General features: G+C 69.7%; 14 protein-coding genes and 1 tRNA gene. 11 read left to right on the top strand and 4 right to left on the bottom strand.

Features of this window, described 5'->3' with window-relative positions:
- The first annotated feature begins 315 nt into the window (after window positions 1-315).
- Window positions 316-603: an HU family DNA-binding protein gene (locus ACFTQE_RS05240; RefSeq protein WP_056007305.1), complete on the top strand. Its 288-nt coding sequence runs from the start codon at window positions 316-318 to the stop codon at window positions 601-603.
- A gap of 127 nt (window positions 604-730) precedes the next feature.
- Entirely contained in the window at window positions 731-2704 is a 1974-nt protein-coding gene (locus ACFTQE_RS05235; protein WP_376924071.1) for a cytochrome c oxidase assembly protein, read from the top strand.
- A 5-nt stretch (window positions 2705-2709) separates the two neighbouring features.
- Here ACFTQE_RS05235 and ACFTQE_RS05230 read toward each other — a convergent pair whose 3' ends face one another.
- Window positions 2710-3717: a hypothetical protein gene (locus ACFTQE_RS05230; RefSeq protein ID WP_376924070.1), complete on the bottom strand. Its 1008-nt coding sequence runs from the start codon at window positions 3715-3717 to the stop codon at window positions 2710-2712.
- A 192-nt stretch (window positions 3718-3909) separates the two neighbouring features.
- Here ACFTQE_RS05230 and ACFTQE_RS05225 point away from each other — a divergent pair, with 192 nt between their 5' ends.
- From ACFTQE_RS05225 to ACFTQE_RS05195, 7 genes are all read left to right on the top strand, one after another.
- Window positions 3910-5217, top strand: a complete 1308-nt coding sequence (locus ACFTQE_RS05225; RefSeq protein WP_376924069.1) for an ATP-dependent RecD-like DNA helicase — start codon at window positions 3910-3912, stop codon at window positions 5215-5217.
- A gap of 119 nt (window positions 5218-5336) precedes the next feature.
- Window positions 5337-6632 carry a serine hydrolase domain-containing protein gene (locus tag ACFTQE_RS05220; protein ID WP_376924068.1) on the top strand — a complete coding sequence of 432 codons (1296 nt, stop codon included), beginning with the start codon at window positions 5337-5339 and terminating at the stop codon, window positions 6630-6632.
- A gap of 158 nt (window positions 6633-6790) precedes the next feature.
- Window positions 6791-7639 carry a class II glutamine amidotransferase gene (locus ACFTQE_RS05215; protein ID WP_376924067.1) on the top strand — a complete coding sequence of 283 codons (849 nt, stop codon included), beginning with the start codon at window positions 6791-6793 and terminating at the stop codon, window positions 7637-7639.
- Window positions 7640-7666: 27 nt separating this feature from the next.
- Window positions 7667-9139, top strand: coding sequence for a DUF2252 domain-containing protein (locus ACFTQE_RS05210; protein WP_376924066.1), 1473 nt, complete (start codon window positions 7667-7669; stop codon window positions 9137-9139).
- A 161-nt stretch (window positions 9140-9300) separates the two neighbouring features.
- On the top strand, window positions 9301-10512 hold the full coding sequence (locus ACFTQE_RS05205; RefSeq protein ID WP_376924065.1) for a hypothetical protein: 1212 nt from the start codon (window positions 9301-9303) through the stop codon (window positions 10510-10512).
- Window positions 10513-10624: 112 nt separating this feature from the next.
- A complete protein-coding gene (locus ACFTQE_RS05200) occupies window positions 10625-11371 on the top strand; it encodes a DUF2306 domain-containing protein (protein ID WP_376924064.1) in 747 nt (248 codons plus the stop codon).
- Window positions 11372-11494: 123 nt separating this feature from the next.
- Window positions 11495-11890, top strand: a complete 396-nt coding sequence (locus ACFTQE_RS05195; protein WP_375836132.1) for an SHOCT domain-containing protein — start codon at window positions 11495-11497, stop codon at window positions 11888-11890.
- 51 nt (window positions 11891-11941) lie between these two features.
- On the opposite strand, the gene ACFTQE_RS05190 is transcribed toward ACFTQE_RS05195, so the two are convergent.
- Both ACFTQE_RS05190 and ACFTQE_RS05185 read right to left on the bottom strand, forming a co-directional pair.
- Window positions 11942-12646, bottom strand: coding sequence for an SOS response-associated peptidase (locus tag ACFTQE_RS05190; protein ID WP_376924063.1), 705 nt, complete (start codon window positions 12644-12646; stop codon window positions 11942-11944).
- A 345-nt stretch (window positions 12647-12991) separates the two neighbouring features.
- A complete protein-coding gene (locus ACFTQE_RS05185; protein WP_376924062.1) occupies window positions 12992-13453 on the bottom strand; it encodes a MarR family winged helix-turn-helix transcriptional regulator in 462 nt (153 codons plus the stop codon).
- A 53-nt stretch (window positions 13454-13506) separates the two neighbouring features.
- Between ACFTQE_RS05185 and ACFTQE_RS05180 the strand changes: the two genes are divergently transcribed.
- A complete protein-coding gene (locus ACFTQE_RS05180; protein ID WP_376924061.1) occupies window positions 13507-15006 on the top strand; it encodes an MFS transporter in 1500 nt (499 codons plus the stop codon).
- Window positions 15007-15055: 49 nt separating this feature from the next.
- Here the strand turns inward: ACFTQE_RS05180 and ACFTQE_RS05175 are convergent.
- Window positions 15056-15129, bottom strand: a tRNA-Gly gene (locus ACFTQE_RS05175).
- A 79-nt stretch (window positions 15130-15208) separates the two neighbouring features.
- Between ACFTQE_RS05175 and dcd the strand changes: the two genes are divergently transcribed.
- Complete coding sequence (dcd, locus tag ACFTQE_RS05170) at window positions 15209-15814, top strand: dCTP deaminase (protein ID WP_376924060.1); 606 nt, start codon at window positions 15209-15211, stop codon at window positions 15812-15814.
- The last annotated feature ends 9 nt before the right edge of the window (window positions 15815-15823 follow it).

Here is a 15823-nt window from a genome sequence, read left to right as displayed (position 1 = left end):
CAGCCCCGCACCGGGGCATCCGCTCTGCTCGTTCGTCTGCCGGTTCGCGTGCGCGACGCAGGCGGGATCCGGATGCCCGCCGACGGGCCTCGGCGCCGCCCCGTGACGAGTTCGGCGCTCCCAGAGGTCGGAATTCGCTCCCAGCGGACGCGACACGCCGAAGCGAAGGTGTCGGAAAGTGCCGGAAATCCGCGGGATTCCGCGGAACTCTGTTACATTCGAGGCGGCCTGATCGGCCACGGGGGCGGTTGAACGATCGTTCCCGGGAACTCATAACTGCTGTACCGAACAGCGAACGTCCGAGGAGGACATTCAATGGCTGACAAGTCGCTCAACAAGACCGAGCTCGTCGCGAAGGTCGCAGCGTCGACCGGACAGAGCCAGGCTACCGTCGACGCCGTTCTCGGCGGCCTCTTCGAGGCGCTCGCCGAGTCCGTGGGCTCGGGCACGAAGGTCTCCATCCCGGGCTGGCTCGCCGTCGAGCGCACGCACCGTGCAGCTCGCACCGGCCGCAACCCGCAGACGGGTGCCGAGATCCAGATTCCGGCCGGCTACTCGGTCAAGGTCTCGGCTGGTTCGAAGCTCAAGGCTGCTGCGAAGTAACTGCGACTTCCCGAAGGGGCGTACGGCGCGAGCCGTGCGCCCCTTCGTCTGTTCCCAGGCGCCCTGCGTGCCGCTTCCTGAGCCCGCTCTGGGCGGACGTACGGGCTGTGCCGTCTAGGCTGGTTCGGTGCCCCGCTCCGTGCGAGTGCTCGGCCCAGCCGCACTCATCGTCGTCGCCCTCGCCGCGACGTTCGCCGGCCTCGCCTACGGCGGGGGAGCGGCCGAACAGCTGATCCAGGACCCGGGCCCCATCGCCCGATACGGCGTTCCGATCGCGAAGCTCTTCGTCAACCTCGGTGCGGCGGGCATGATCGGCGCGCTCGTGCTCGCCGTCTGGGCGCTGAGCCCGAAGCGCCGGGAGTTCGACCTGGCCCTCGACGTGGCCGCGGCATCCGCTGCCGTGCTGACCGTCGCGAGCGGCGCCACCGGCCTCTTCACCTTCCTGCTCGTCACGGGCGTGCCGTTCGACCTGAGCGATGCGTTCGGGCAGAAGCTCGGCCAGTTCGTCACGACCATCGAGCTCGGGCAGGCGTGGCTCACGACGATGCTCGTGGCCGCCGCCGTCACGGTGCTGTGCTTCGCCGTGCGCAACCACACCGCCCTCGTCTTCGTGACGGTGCTCGCAGTCGCCTCGCTCGTGCCGCTCGCCCAGCAGGGCCATGCGGCGGGCGCCGCCGGGCACGCGGCGGCCGTCACCGGGCTCGGCCTGCACCTCGTCTTCGCCTCGGTCTGGCTCGGCGGGCTCGTCACGATCGTGCTGCTGAAGGGCGAGCTCGGCGCGAAGCGGTTGCCCATCGTGCTCGCGCGGTACTCGACCGTCGCGCTCATCAGCTTCATCGTCGTAGCCCTCTCGGGCTACGCGAGCGCCGCGCTCCGCATCGGCGACTGGGACCAGCTCCTCACGCCGTACGGCGGGCTCGTCGTCGTCAAGGTGGTCGCCCTCATCGTGCTCGGCCTGTTCGGCGCCGCGCAGCGCCGGTTCCTGATCGGGCGGATGTCGCGGGGCGACGGAAGCCGCAACGGCTCGTTCTGGTGGCTCGTCGTCGCCGAGCTCGCCTTCATGGGGCTCGCCTCGGGCGCCGCCGCCGCGCTCGCCCGCACGGCCACGCCGGTCTCCGAGGAGCAGGCGGGCTCGCTCGCCCGCACGCCCGCCGAGATCCTCACGGGTGAGCCGCTGCCGCCGTGGCCCGAGACGTTCCGCTTCTTCACCGAGTGGAACCCCGACCTCATCTGGTTGCTCGCGTGCGGCTTCGGCATCTTCTTCTACGTCGCGGGCGTGCGGCGCCTGCGCAAGCGCGGCGACCGTTGGCCGATCTACCGCACCGTGCTCTGGATCTCGGGCCTCGCGCTGCTCGCCTACATCACCAACGGCGGCGTGAACGTCTACGAGCAGTACCTCTTCTCGGCGCACATGCTCGCGCACATGGTGCTCACGATGGCCGTGCCGGTGCTGCTCGTGCCCGGCGCCCCCGTCACGCTCGCGGCCCGCGCCATCCGTGCCCGGAAGGACGGCAGCCGCGGCGGCCGCGAGTGGATCCTGCTCGCCGTGCACTCGAGGTTCGCCGGGTTCATCGCGAACCCGATCGTCGCGGCGCTGCTCTTCGTCGGCTCGCTCTGGGTGTTCTACTACTCGCCGCTCTTCCGCTGGACGATGCTCGACCACATCGGGCACGAGTGGATGATCGTGCACTTCCTGATCACCGGCTACCTGTTCGTGCAGTCGCTCATCGGCATCGACCCCGTGCCGTACCGCCTGCCGTACGCATTCCGGCTGCTGCTCTTGCTCGGCACCATGGCGTTCCACGCGTTCTTCGGCCTCGCGATCATGTCGAGCACCGGGCTGCTGCTCGCCGACTGGTACGGGGCGATGGGCTGGGGCACCGACGCGCTCGTCGACCAGCAGCTCGGCGGCGGCATCGCCTGGTCGATCGGGGAGATCCCGACGGTGGCGCTCGCGATCACGGTCGCCGTGCAGTGGGCGCGCAGCGACGAGAAGGAGTCGAAGCGCCGCGACCGGCACGCCGACCGCACGGGCGATGCCGAACTCGAGGCGTACAACGCGCAGCTGGCCGCGATCGCCGAGCACGACCGGCCGCAGTAGCACCGCTACTTCAGCTGGATGGCGATCGTGTCGTCGGACGTGATGACCGCCGCGAGGGCGAGGGTGAACGGGCGGTCCTCGTCGAGCGTGTAGTGGTGCCCGTCGAAGAGCGACTGCACGTCGACCGTGATGTGGGCGACGCCCTCGGTGGGCGGCATGTCGAACGACGACTCGCCCGGCGTCAGGGTGACCTGGGGGGAGTTGACGATGCTCCACTGCGGTTCACCGGTCACTCGATCGTCGATCTCGATGCCGAAGGGGCACTCCGCCGGCTGCAGCACCGGTTGCGCGGCGCACTTGGCGAGGAAGTCGTCGACCTTGAACTGCACGCGCTCGACGAAGGCCGGGGTGGGCTGGGCGTCGACCGTGACGGCGGTGCGCGTCGAGACATCGGCCTGCACCGGGACGGGCACGGCCTCGAGCAGCTCCGAACTGTACGAGAACTCGTAGACGGCCGGCGCGATCGCGATGTACGACGTCACCTGGGTGAAGGCGGCGAGCTCTTCGCCCGTCTTCAGCGCACGCGCGTCGAGGGTGAGCGAGCCGACCGTGAACGTCGGGTTGTGCGCGGCGGTGACGTCGATCACGGCCAGCGGGCTGACGGCGAACTCCCAACGGTTCAGCACGCCGTAGAGCGGCTCGATGGGTCGAACGTCGAACGAGGACTGCACGATCGCGTCGGCGAGTCGGTAACTGGCCGTCACGGTGTGCGTGCCGTCGGCCCGTGCGATGTCGCTCATGATGCGGATGTCCTCGGGCCCCGACTCGATGACGCCGGTTCGCAGCATCGCGGTCGAGACGTCGGCGGGCAGGCCGAGCGCCGCGAGTTCGGCTTCGTCGAGGGCGACGCCGGGCGTCGTGGATGCCTCGGCGATGTCGTCGTTCGCGATGGCCGTGAGGTAGCGCTCGATGAAGCTCGTCGAGCCGTAGATCGTCTGGTTCAGGGTGCCGAGCGCGGCGATGAAGGCGCCGACGAGGAGCACCGCGAGTCCGAGCCACCCGGCTACGGACAACGGCGAGATTCGACTGCTGCGCACTCCGGAGCTCCCCACCCGCACCAGTGTATGCGGCGCCGGCTGCGGGAACTGGGGGCGAGCTCGGAACGGCGGAGCCCATCACGGCTCGGACCCTCGCCGAGGCGGTTACAGTGGGATCGCCGCGACCTCCGCCTCGTGGCATCCGCTCGCCGAATCGAAAGCGCCCCAGTGCAGAACGTCACCCTCAGCCGTGAACAGGCCGCGGTGTTCCAGGCCATCGAGGGAACGCGCGAACACGTGTTCGTCACCGGTCGCGCCGGCACCGGGAAGTCGACCCTGCTGAACCACCTGAACTGGAACACGCAGAAGCAGATCGTGATCTGCGCCCCCACGGGCGTCGCCGCGCTGAACGTCGGCGGACAGACCATCCACTCGCTGTTCCGACTGCCGATCGGGGTCATCGCCGATCACGACATCGAGCAGAACGACACCGTCCGCAAGATCCTGAACGCGATGGACACGCTCGTCATCGACGAGGTCTCGATGGTCAACGCCGACCTGCTCGATGCGATGGACCGGTCGCTCCGTCAGGCCAGGCAGCGGCCCCTCGAGCCGTTCGGGGGCGCCCAGGTCGTGCTGTTCGGCGACCCGTACCAACTCGCACCCGTTCCGGGCGACGCCGACGAGCGCGCCTACTTCGCCGACACCTACGACTCGATGTGGTTCTTCGATGCGAAGGTGTGGCGCGAGACCGATCTGCGCATCTTCGAGCTCGGCGAGATCCACCGCCAGCACGACGACGAGTTCAAGCACATGCTGAACGCGGTGCGGCACGGCATGGTGACCGCCGAGATCGCCGGGGTGCTCAACAGCGTCGGTGCGCGCCGCCCGCTGCCCGAGCACGGCGCCATCACGCTCGCGACCCGCAACGACACCGTCAACCGCATCAACCGCACGCAGTTGCACCGACTGCCGGGGCAGTCCCAGGGCAACGAGGCCGAGGTGAACGGCGACTTCGGCGGCCGGGCGTTCCCCGCCGACGAGAACCTCGAGCTGAAGCTCGGCGCGCAGGTGATGTTCCTCCGGAACGACACCGCCATCGGCCCCGAGGGCCAGCGGTGGGTGAACGGCACGATCGGCACGGTCACCTCGCTCGACCGGGCGGTGCGCGTCGACGTCGGCGGTGAGGAGCACGAGGTCGAGCAGGTGACGTGGGAGAAGTACAAGTACACCTGGGATCCGATCCGCAAGAAGCTCGAGAAGCAGATCGTCGCCGAGTTCACGCAGTTCCCGTTGAAACTGGCTTGGGCGGTGACCATCCACAAGTCGCAGGGTGCGAGCTACGACGCGGCGATCGTCGACCTCGGCCAGCGGGTCTTCAGCCCCGGACAGACGTACGTCGCACTCAGTCGTCTCACCTCGCTCGAGGGGCTCTACCTCGAGCGACCACTTCGCCCGAGCGACATCATCGTCGACCGGGATGTCGAGCGCTTCATGTCGCGGGCCGATCGCGAGATCACGGCGCGGCAGCGCTGACGCGAGCGGCGCGGGCGAGGTCGGCCGCCCCTCGCTTCCGGCGCCACGACCGGCCCCGGACGGGCTCAGCCCCTTTGCCGGGTTACACTTTCACCGGACACACGGCTGAGGGGAGCTAGGTGGCTGGCCAGATCAAGGTCGCACGGAGGCGGGCAGTCGTTGCCGCCTTCCTCGTCGGCGTGCTCGGATTGTCGGGCTGCACCGGCGGTTCGGTCGACCCGTTGGCGGAGCTCGATCCGGTCGGGTCTCCCTTCGGCGACGAGCTCGCCGGCCAACTGCAGGCGGTGCTCGACGAAGCCGTGGCGCTCAGCGGATCGAGCGGCGGCGTCGCCGGTGCCTGGTCGCCGTGGGCGGGCGAGTGGACCGGCGCCACGGGCACCGTCGACTTCGACGAGAAGTCCGCGCCGGTCACCACCGACACCGAGTTCCGGCTCGGAACGCTCACGAGCGAGGTGACGTGCACCGTGCTGCTGCGTCTCGTCGACGAGGGTCGAGTGGCCCTCGACGACCAGGTCGACGAGTACGTCGACTGGGTGCCCGGCATCGACGGCATCACGCTCGGGCAGCTCTGCGCGCACACCTCGGGCGTCGCCGACTACTACCCGGGGCTGCAGAGCCATTTCGTGTCGAACCCCGAGCGCATCTGGCCGCCCAGCGAACTGCTCTCGAGCGGGCTCGCCCTTCCGCGGACCGGGACGCCCGGTGAGCACTGGGCGCACTCGCGCACGGGCGTGCTCCTGTTGTCGATGGCCCTCGAGCGCAGCACCGGCCGCGCCTGGAGCGATCTCGCGGAACAGTACGTCTTCGATCCGCTCGGGATCGAGGACACCACGCTTCCCTCGCCGACCGACACCGAGCTCGACGGCGTGCTCGGCGCCTACTCGGCGGCGCTCGCCGCGAACGGAACGGCCGACTGCGCCGTCGTCCGCGATGACACGGATCAGTCGAGTTCGATGGGCGGCGCCGCGGCCGGCGCAGTCTCGAGCCTCGACGACACCCGTCGATTGAGCGCGGCGTTCGCGACGGGTGCCCTGCTCGACGAAGGGACGGCGCGGAAGCAGTGGACGTCGATCCCGCTGGGCGGCGACGCGCCGGCCTGGCAGAGCTGGGGGCTCGGAGGAGCCGAGTTCGGCCCGATGCGCGGTCTCGCCGGCGAGTCGCCCGGTGCGCTGACGGCTGCGTTCACCGATCCCGACAGCGGGCTCACCATCGTCATCGCCCTCAACAACTCGACCTCGGGCGACGATTTCGTCCGCGAAGCGGCGTTCGCGCTCGCCTCGCTGGCGTCGAAGGCGCCGGCCGCTCCCGAGCACCAGCAGCCGCTCGTGGAGCTGCCGTGGTCGTTCGAACAGGCGACGACCAAGATGCGCGAGCTGGCGAAGTGCCCGACGCCCGAAGCGGCGACCGAGGGCTGAGGCCGACCGGCCGCGGCGACCGTGCGTCGACACCGTCGCCGGGCTGCGCTTCCCTCACCCGCGGCAGGTGAGGAATGTTCACGGCAGCGCTAGGCTGACGGCATCCGCGCTCCGTGCCGGATGCGCGCTCCGATGCCGGACGAAGGAGCTGAGCCGCCATGTGCCGTTGGCTTGCCTATGCGGGAGAACCGCTTCAACCATCGCTCGTGATCCTCGACGCGCAGCATTCGCTCGTCGCGCAGGCGCTCGATTCACCGCTCGGGGCCGAAACCGTGAACGGCGACGGATTCGGGTTCGGCTGGTATCCCGTCGGCTCGACCGAGGGCAGCCTCCCGTCGATCTATCACAGCGTGGAACCCGCGTGGAACGACGAGAACCTGCGCGAGATCACCGACGCGGTCGAGAGTCCGTTGTTCTTCAGCCACGTTCGCGCGGCCGGCGGGCCGCCGATCCAGCGCACCAACTGCCATCCGTTCCGGTACCTCAACTGGCTCTTCATGCACAACGGCGTGATCAACGGCTTCCGCGAGCTGAAGCGGGATCTCACCTTCGCCGTCGACCGCTCGCTCTATCCGCACATCCTGGGCACCACGGACTCCGAGGTGCTCTTCCACCTCGGGCTGACCTTCGGGCTCCTCGAGGACCCGATCGCCGGCATGCGGAAGGCCGTGCAGTTCGTCGAGGAGATCGGTGCGGCGCACGGCATCGAGCATCCGATGCAGGGCACCGTCGCGCTCGCCGACGGTGCGACGATCTGGGCGTTCCGATACTCCACCGAGGGCCGGTCGCGCACCCTCTTCCACTCCGTCGACGTCCCGACGCTCCAGGAGATGTACCCGGATGTCCCGCGCCTGAAGCTCTTCGGCGAGAACGCGCGCGTCGTGGTCTCCGAGCCGCTCAACGACCTGCCCGGCGCATTCCTCGAGGTGCCCGAGTCCTCGGTCGCGGTCCTCGGGCCCGACGGGAACCACTACGAGCCGTTCATGGCGGGCGCCATGCCGGCCTGACGCGCGACGAACGACAGGGGGAGCCGCATGACGCCGTACCACGGGGCATCCGATGCCGCTGAATCGGGCGCCGCCGCGCCCGCCGAACCGCTCCCGGACCCCACCGACTTCGCAGCCAGGGCGGAGTGGGGGCGTGCGGCTCGCCGGCGCTCGCCGCGCGCCGATCACGCCGGCTGGGCCCCGGCGGCCGACCGCCCCGATCCGGTGGCCCTGCTCGAGGAGCAGGCGGCGAACCGAGTCGCCGAGCTCATCCCGATCCGTCATGCGCGCATGATGGCCTCGCCGTTCTCGTTCTACCGGGGCGCCGCCGTGATCATGGCCGCCGACCTCGCGGCCACGGCCGACTCGGGCATCACCGTGCAGATCTGCGGCGACGCGCACCTCTTGAACTTCGGCGTCTTCGGCACCCCGGAGCGCACGCTCGGGTTCGACATCAACGACTTCGACGAGACACTGCCCGGACCCTGGGAGTGGGATCTCAAGCGGCTCGCGGCGAGCTTCGAGATCGCCTGCCGGCACCGGGGATTCGAGGCGACGGAGCGGCACGCGATCACGGTCGCCGCGGTGCGCGGGTATCGCGAACGGATGAAACGGGCCGCCGCATCCCGAGTGCTCGAGGCCTGGTACGACCGGCTGGACGCCGACGCCATCGCGGCCTGGGTCCGGTCCGAGCGACGGGCGGGCCATGCCGACAAGCAGCAGGTCGAGCGCACGGAGTCGTCGTTCGCGAAGGCGCGCACGCGCGACAGCATGCGCGCGTTCTCGAAGCTCGTGCGGCTCGTCGACGGTGAACTGCGCATCACGGCCGATCCGCCGCTCATCGTGCCGATCGACGACCTCCGGCCGCTGGGGCGCACCCGCGAGGAGGACGAGCAGGCGATGCGTCACCTGCTCCACACGTACCAGACGACCCTGCCCGTGGCGCGGCATCCGCTGCGGGAGTTCACCTACGTGCACATGGCGCGGAAGGTGGTCGGCGTCGGCAGCGTCGGCACCCGGGCGTGGATCGTGCTGCTCCAGGGTCGCGACCGCGACGATCCGCTGCTCCTGCAGGCGAAGGAGGCGCAGGAGTCGGTGCTCGCACGCTACCTGGCTCCGAGCGAGTACGCGGAGCACGGCGAGCGCGTCGTGCGCGGGCAGCGGATGATGCAGGCCGCGAGCGACATCTTCCTCGGCTGGCAGCGGGTCCCCGGCCATGACGGGGTCGAGCGCGACTTCTACCTGCGCCAACTGCACGACTGGAAGGGCGCACTCGACGTGGGGGAGATGGTGCCGGTCGGTGCCCGGCTCTACGCGCAGGTCTGCGGCGAGACGCTCGCGCGGGCCCACGCCCGCTCGGGCGATCGGGTCGCGATCGCCGGCTACCTCGGCGAGAGCGATCGCTTCGACGAGGCCGTCGCGGACTTCGCGGTCGCGTACGCCGACCAGAATGAACGCGACTACCGGGCCTTCGTCGCGGCGGTGGAATCGGGACGGCTCCTGGCGGAGCCCGAGGGGTGAGCGCGGAGCGCGACAGCGCGCGCTCGTGAACGTCGCCGGGGAGTGGGCGCGGCCTCGTCGTCCTTGACGCGCCGGCTCGTCGTCGGCGAAGCTCTCGGAGGGGGACCGCTCGCGCCGTCGAGCGGCGGTGAGGGCCTGCGCGCCCTCGGAACGGGGGATCGATGAGGAATCGCCATGCCATCGGAGCTGGAATCGCGGTGACGGTCGTCGCCGCGTTGTCGTGTTCGGGGGCAGCCGCACCGGCGCTCGCGCTCGACCTGGACGGCCCGGGCACGACCGCGGTTCCCGTCGAGATCGTCGAGTCGCCCGGCATCGGTCCGACGCCGACCATCACGATCACGGTCGGCGGCGCCGAGCTCACGCTCAACCTCGACACCGGGTCGAACGGCCTCGTGCTGCGGCCCGGGGTGGTCGTGCCCGACGCGGTCCCGACGGGCGTCACCCATCACCAGAACTACGTCTCCGGCGGCGTCACCGGCGAGGTCGAGCTCGCGACGATCGAGTTCGGCGACCTCGCCATCCCGAACGTCCCCTTCCTGCTCGGCGACGAGCTCACGTGCCCCGACTGGGAGCCGCAGCCGTGCACGCCGCCCACGCGATGGCCGCTGCACCCGTCCGCGACCCAGTCCGACGGCATGCTCGGCATCGGCCAGGCGGGCGAGGCCGCCATCCTCGAATCGCCGCTCGGCTTCGCACCCGGCAGCGCGGGCGAGGGATTCACGCTCGACTTCACGGATCCGTCGAACTCCCGGCTCGTGATCGGGCCGGTTCGGGTTCCCGACGGGTCGACCTGGGTGCACCAGGAGCCCGGCACCGGCACCTACGCGAACGGGATGCCCCGCTACCAGAAGCCCGTCGGGATCACCTGGACGATCGGAGACATCCGCTCGCACCACACGACCGTCTTCGACACCGGCGAACCGATCGCCCACGTCTTCGCCGAGGTCTACGGCGCGCTGCCGCAGCAGGAGCACCTGCTCGACCCGGGCCAGTCGGTCGCCCAGGCCGGAGCCGATGTCGCCGCGCCGTTCAACGCGTTCACGACGACGGCGATGGACGAGCCGGGCGGGGTGGTGAAGCTCGACACCACCACCGACAACGGCGGCCATTACAACACGGGGCTCGGGTTCTTCCTGCACCGTGCGGTGCACTTCGACTCGGCGAACGGGCGCATCGTGTTCCTCGCCGATGCGCCGCCACCCGCCACTCCCGCCCCTGCACCGGCAGCGGCCGGGGCCGAGCCGGCGCTCGCCGAATCGGGTCCGCCGCTCGACCCGCGCGCGGGCGCGTCGCTCGCGGTGCTCGCGCTGGGCCTCGGCGCCGTCGTGACGGCGTCGCACCGGGTGCGCCGCCGCCCGCGATCGGACGGCTGACCGAAGGTCGATCGAAGCGCGCCGAAGCGCGCCCGGAGGGGGGTTACCACCCGGACGGATCAGGGGGAGTGCTCGATGCCGGCGGCGCGTCGCGATCGTCAGGATGGCCGCCATGAGCATCGGGAACCGGACCACGACCGCAGCAGCACCCGAACCGTCGGCATCGAAGGGGAAGCCGGCCCCGCCCGCCGTCGCGACGCGTGCGGGGTGGACGTGGCTGCTGCTGTCATCGCTCGCGATCGCCGTCTACGCCGTCGTGCCCTACCTCACCGCGTCGCTCGCCGCGCTCTCGGAGGACGGGGTGGGGCTCGCGTCGAACTACGACGGCCGGCCCTGGTTCGTGCAGCTCGCGTTCATGGTGCACGTCGTCGCGGGCGGCGTGGCGCTCGTCGTCGGGCCGCTGCAGTTCTGGCGCGGGCTCCGTTCGCGGCATCCGCGTGTGCATCGATGGACGGGCCGCGCCTACCTCGTCGCCGTGCTGATCGCCGGCGTCGCCGCGCTCGTGATGGCTCCGTTCAACTCGGCGGGCTTCGTCGGCTTCTTCGGGTTCGGCGCGCTCGCCGTGCTGTGGATCGCGACCGGCCTGCGCGCCTACCGCGCGATCAGGGCGGGGGATGTCGCGAGCCACCGTGCCTGGATGATGCGCAACTTCGCGCTGACGTACGCGGCGGTCACGTTGCGCCTCTGGATCGGCGTGCTGCTCGGCGTGCAGGCGCTGCCCGGCGGCGAGTTCGAGTTCGAGGCCGCGTTCGAGAACGCCTACGCCGCAGTGCCGTTCCTCTGCTGGATCCCGAACCTCATCGTCGCGGAGTGGCTGATCCGACGCCGAGGGCTCCCCTCGTACGCCCTGCCGAAGTGAACCGCGTGGCTTCTCCCGTGCGGGGCGGGGGCTGCGCTAGGTTGACGGCAGAAGGACCGAGGGCGCCGTCACGGTGCCGATTCTGCGCGCCGGGAATCCGGCACTGTCGAAGGGGCGATCACCATGTACTTCCTCAACAGCGTCTGGGACTGGTTCTGGTTCTGCTTCTGGATCTTCGCCTACGTCGCGTACCTGTTCGCGCTCGTCTACATCCTGATCGACATCTTCCGCGACCACAGCCTCAACGGCTGGTTCAAGGCGCTGTGGGTGCTCTTCCTCGTCTTCGTGCCGTTCGTCACGGCGCTGGTCTACCTGATCGCGCGCGGCAACGGCATGGCCGAGCGCTCCGCGCGCAAGCAGGTCGAGTACCAGGAGTACTCCGAGGAGGAGATCCGCGCGACGTCGTTCGCGAACCCGGCCGACGAGATCGCGAAGGCGCAGGCGCTTCGCGAGCAGGGGCTCATCACCGACGGCGAGTTCGACGCGCTGAAGAACAAGGCGCTCGGCGGCAAGTTCTGACCCGAGCCGGTCGGCTCGGGCGGGCGCCGGCGCCGTTGGCGCCCGTCGGTGTCAGCCGAGCGGCTCGATCAGGGTGGGGTCGCCGGGGTCGACGGCGCGGGAGTTGTTGACCCTCCGGTCGACCTCGTAGTTCGAGATCGACCGCGCCACGCGCTCGGACTCGGCCGTCATGAGTGCGAGCATCTCGGCCTTGCCCGCCTCGTCGAGCTTCACGGGCGCGAGGTAGTCGTCCCACGCATCGCGCTCGAGGAAGACGGGCATGCGGTCGTGCACCTCGCCCGAGGCATCCCGGGCCTCGCGCGTGATGATCGACGTCGAGACCTCCCAGTCGTCGCCCACCTTGCGCGCGGTGTAGATGCCCGCCGCGGCGAGCAGCGGCGCGTCGCCGTGCAGGAACCAGGCCTGCTTGCTGCCCGGCTCGCCCGTCCACTCGTAGTAGCCGCGCATCGGCACGAGGCAGCGGGACGACGCGAAGGCGCCCTTCCACAGACCGTTGGTGGAGACCGTCTCGATGCGCGTGTTGAACTGCGGGCGCTTCGACTCCTTCATGAACGACGGGCGGAAGTTCCACACCGCCGGGTCGACCGAGCGCCTGACCTCACCGGTCTCGCTGTTCTTGCGCTCGCGCACGATCGGCACGACCTCGGTCGGTGCGATCGAGAACTGGGGCCGCCAGTCGCGGTAGTCGCCGCCCTCGGCGACGAACTCCTGGATGAGCTCGTCGATCTTTGCGTCGTTCGCGAATCGTCCGCACATGCTGCCAGTCTGCACCAGGCCGCCGACACGAGGCCAGCGATCTCCGCCGTGTGGAGGGCGGGGCCGCCGGGCCGGTGAAGGGGTTTCACCAGCCCGGCCATCGATGACCTACGCGGGTAGGGTCGCGGTTCCACCGATGGCGTACGCACGAGCGCACGCGTCACTCAGGGGCGAAGAGCGGTTGGCCCCCTTCTGCTCTCCGTCCGTCCAACACGACCGGTAGTGAGGAGGCTGCGAACCCGAATCGCAGTCGCCGCCGGTCGTGGTGGTGGGTCGAGGCTATCACCAGAATCACCCCCGTTGTGGGGTAGGCACGCGTGTGTGCGAAGTGTCGCGTGTCGCGGGTCAGTTCGCTCGGGGCCATTCGCGTCGGGTTCGCGTCTCGATCGCGCGGTTGAACTGCTCGAGGTACGAGGCGAACGCCGCTCGATCGCTCGGTGACCAGTCCGCGATGATCGAGGCCAGCGCCGTGCGGCTCGCGGCGCGTTCGTCGTCGAGGGCCGTATCGCCGTGGTCGGTGGGGCGGAACCGCCGGGCGATGCCGCCGGCGGGGTCGGAGATGCGCTCGACGTAGCCGTCGCGCAGGAGCGCGGCCGTCTGGCGATTCAGGGTCGACGCGTCGAGACCCGTGATCCTGCTCAGCTCGCCGATGCTGGCCGGCCCCCCGGCGCGCAGGATGTTCAGCAGGATGTACGCGCTCTGGTCGAGGGTGCCGCCGGTGCGCCGGCTGCGGCCGGGGAGCTCGGTGAGGTGGCGGGCCAGCACCATGGCCTCGTACTCGATGGCGTCGATCGGGTCTGCGGACATGCATCCATCCTCTCATTCTTGTGCATGATGCACAAGATATGTATGATGCATAAGTGACTGCGACTGCTGATGTGACCACCGAAGAAGCGCTGACCGATTCGCTCGACCCCCGCGCCAAGACGGGGCTCGTCGTCGCCGTGCTCGCAGCAGCGGGAATCGTCGTCTCGCTGGCGCAGACGCTCGTCGTGCCGATCATCGCCTCGCTGCCCGAGATCTTCGCTACCTCGGCCTCGAACACCTCGTGGATCATCACGGTGACGCTGCTCGTCGGAGCAGTGTCCACGCCGGTGATGGGCCGACTGGCCGACATGTACGGCAAGAAGCGCATGCTGTTGATCGCGATCATCCCGTTCATCGTCGGCTCGGTCGTCTGCGCGCTCGCCGGTGACGTCGTCACGATGATCATCGGGCGAGGCCTGCAGGGCCTCGGCTCCGGCATCATCCCGCTCGGCATCGCGCTGCTCCACGATGTGCTCCCGAAAGAGAAGGCGGGCGGCGCGATCGCCCTGATGAGCTCATCGATGGGCATCGGCGGTGCACTCGGCATCCCGATCGCCGCAGCAGTCGCGCAGTTCGCCGACTGGCGGGTGCTCTTCTGGGCGATCGGCGTCGCAGCGGCGATCGTCGGAGTGGCGATCTGGCGTGTCATCCCGGTGCACGAGCCGAAGGGCCATGCGCACGGATTCGACTTCCTCGGGGCCGTCGGCCTCGCCGTCGGCCTGGTGGCACTGCTTCTCACCGTGTCGAAGGGCGCGGAGTGGGGCTGGGGGAGTGCGCTGACGATCGGATGCTTCGCGGCCGCAGCACTCGTGCTCCTCGCTTGGGGCTGGTACCAGCTGCGCCGCAGTGCGCCGCTGATCGACCTGCGCACGACGGCGAAACCGGTCGTGCTGCTGACGAACATCGCCTCGGTCCTGATCGGCTTCACGATGTACGCGATGAATCTCATCGTGCCGCAGGTGATGCAGCTTCCGGCCGAGCTCGGCTACGGACTCGGCCAGTCGATGATCCAGATGGGCCTCTGGATCGCGCCCATGGGCCTCGGGATGATGGCGGTCTCGAACCTCGGCGCGTGGATCAGCCGCATCCGCGGTCCGAAGGTCACCCTCACGATCTCCGGGGTCGTGATCGCCATCGGCTACGGACTCGTGGCGATCATCCTCGCCACGATCGGCACGCGAGCCCCGGGCGACGTCGACCCGACCGCCATCCTCTGGACGCTGATCCTCCTGCTCGTGGCCATGGTCGTCACCGGTTGCGGCATCGGACTCGCCTTCGGTGCGATGCCCGCGCTCATCATGGGCTCCGTTCCGGCGAGCGAGAAGGCAGCGGCGAACGGATTCAACTCCCTGATGCGTTCGCTCGGCACGACGGCCAGTGCCGCGATCATCGGCGTCGTGCTCGCTGCCATGGTGCAGAACGTCGGCGGGCACGTCATCCCGACGCAGGCCGGATTCATCGTCTCGCTGCTCATCAGTTGCGGCATCGCGCTCGTCGCTGCCGTCATCGCCGCTGCGATCCCCACGAAGGCGAAGGGCGCTGCTGCGCACTGAGTGGCCGGGTCCGGATCGGCCGCGCAGTGAGTGGCCGGGCGTCGTCTTGTGGAGCGGATGACGGGAATCGAACCCGCGCTATCAGCTTGGGAAGCTGAAGTTCTACCATTGAACTACATCCGCACGCGGCATCCGCCGGCCGCAGAAGCGGCTGCAGAGGCAACGTCAGTCATCCTAGCAAGTGCGTTGCTACGCTGGCAGCGTGCTGCTCTCAGATCGTGACATCCGGGCCGAACTCGACGCGAACCGCATCGGGCTCGAGCCGTACGAACCGGGCATGATCCAGCCCTCGTCGATCGATGTGCGCCTCGACCGGTACTTCCGCCTCTTCGACAACCACAAGTACCCGTTCATCGATCCGGCCGAAGACCAGCCCGAGCTGACCCACCTCATCGAGGTGCGGCCCGACGAGGCGTTCATCCTGCACCCGGGCGAGTTCGTGCTCGCTTCGACGTACGAGGCGGTGACCCTGCCCGACGACATCGCCGCGCGCCTCGAGGGCAAGAGCTCGCTCGGCCGTCTCGGCCTGCTCACGCACTCGACCGCCGGCTTCATCGACCCGGGCTTCACGGGCCACGTCACGCTCGAGCTGTCGAACGTCGCGACCCTGCCGATCAAGCTCTGGCCGGGCATGAAGATCGGCCAGATGTGCTTCTTCCGTCTGTCGTCGCCGAGTGAGCGGCCCTACGGCTCGGCCGAGTACGCGAACCGCTACCAGGGTCAGCGCGGGCCGACCGCGTCGCGCTCGTTCCACCGGTTCCACCGCACGGATGTCGGTGTCACCGACGCCGGCTCGCGGGGCGACTGACCCCCCGGG

Origin of the sequence: Agromyces sp. NPDC056965 (assembly GCF_042673425.1) — a bacterium.
In the GTDB taxonomy this organism is placed as follows: domain Bacteria; phylum Actinomycetota; class Actinomycetes; order Actinomycetales; family Microbacteriaceae; genus Agromyces.
Note: the sequence above shows the minus strand (reverse complement) of the source record. Positions and strands in the feature narration are given on the sequence as shown.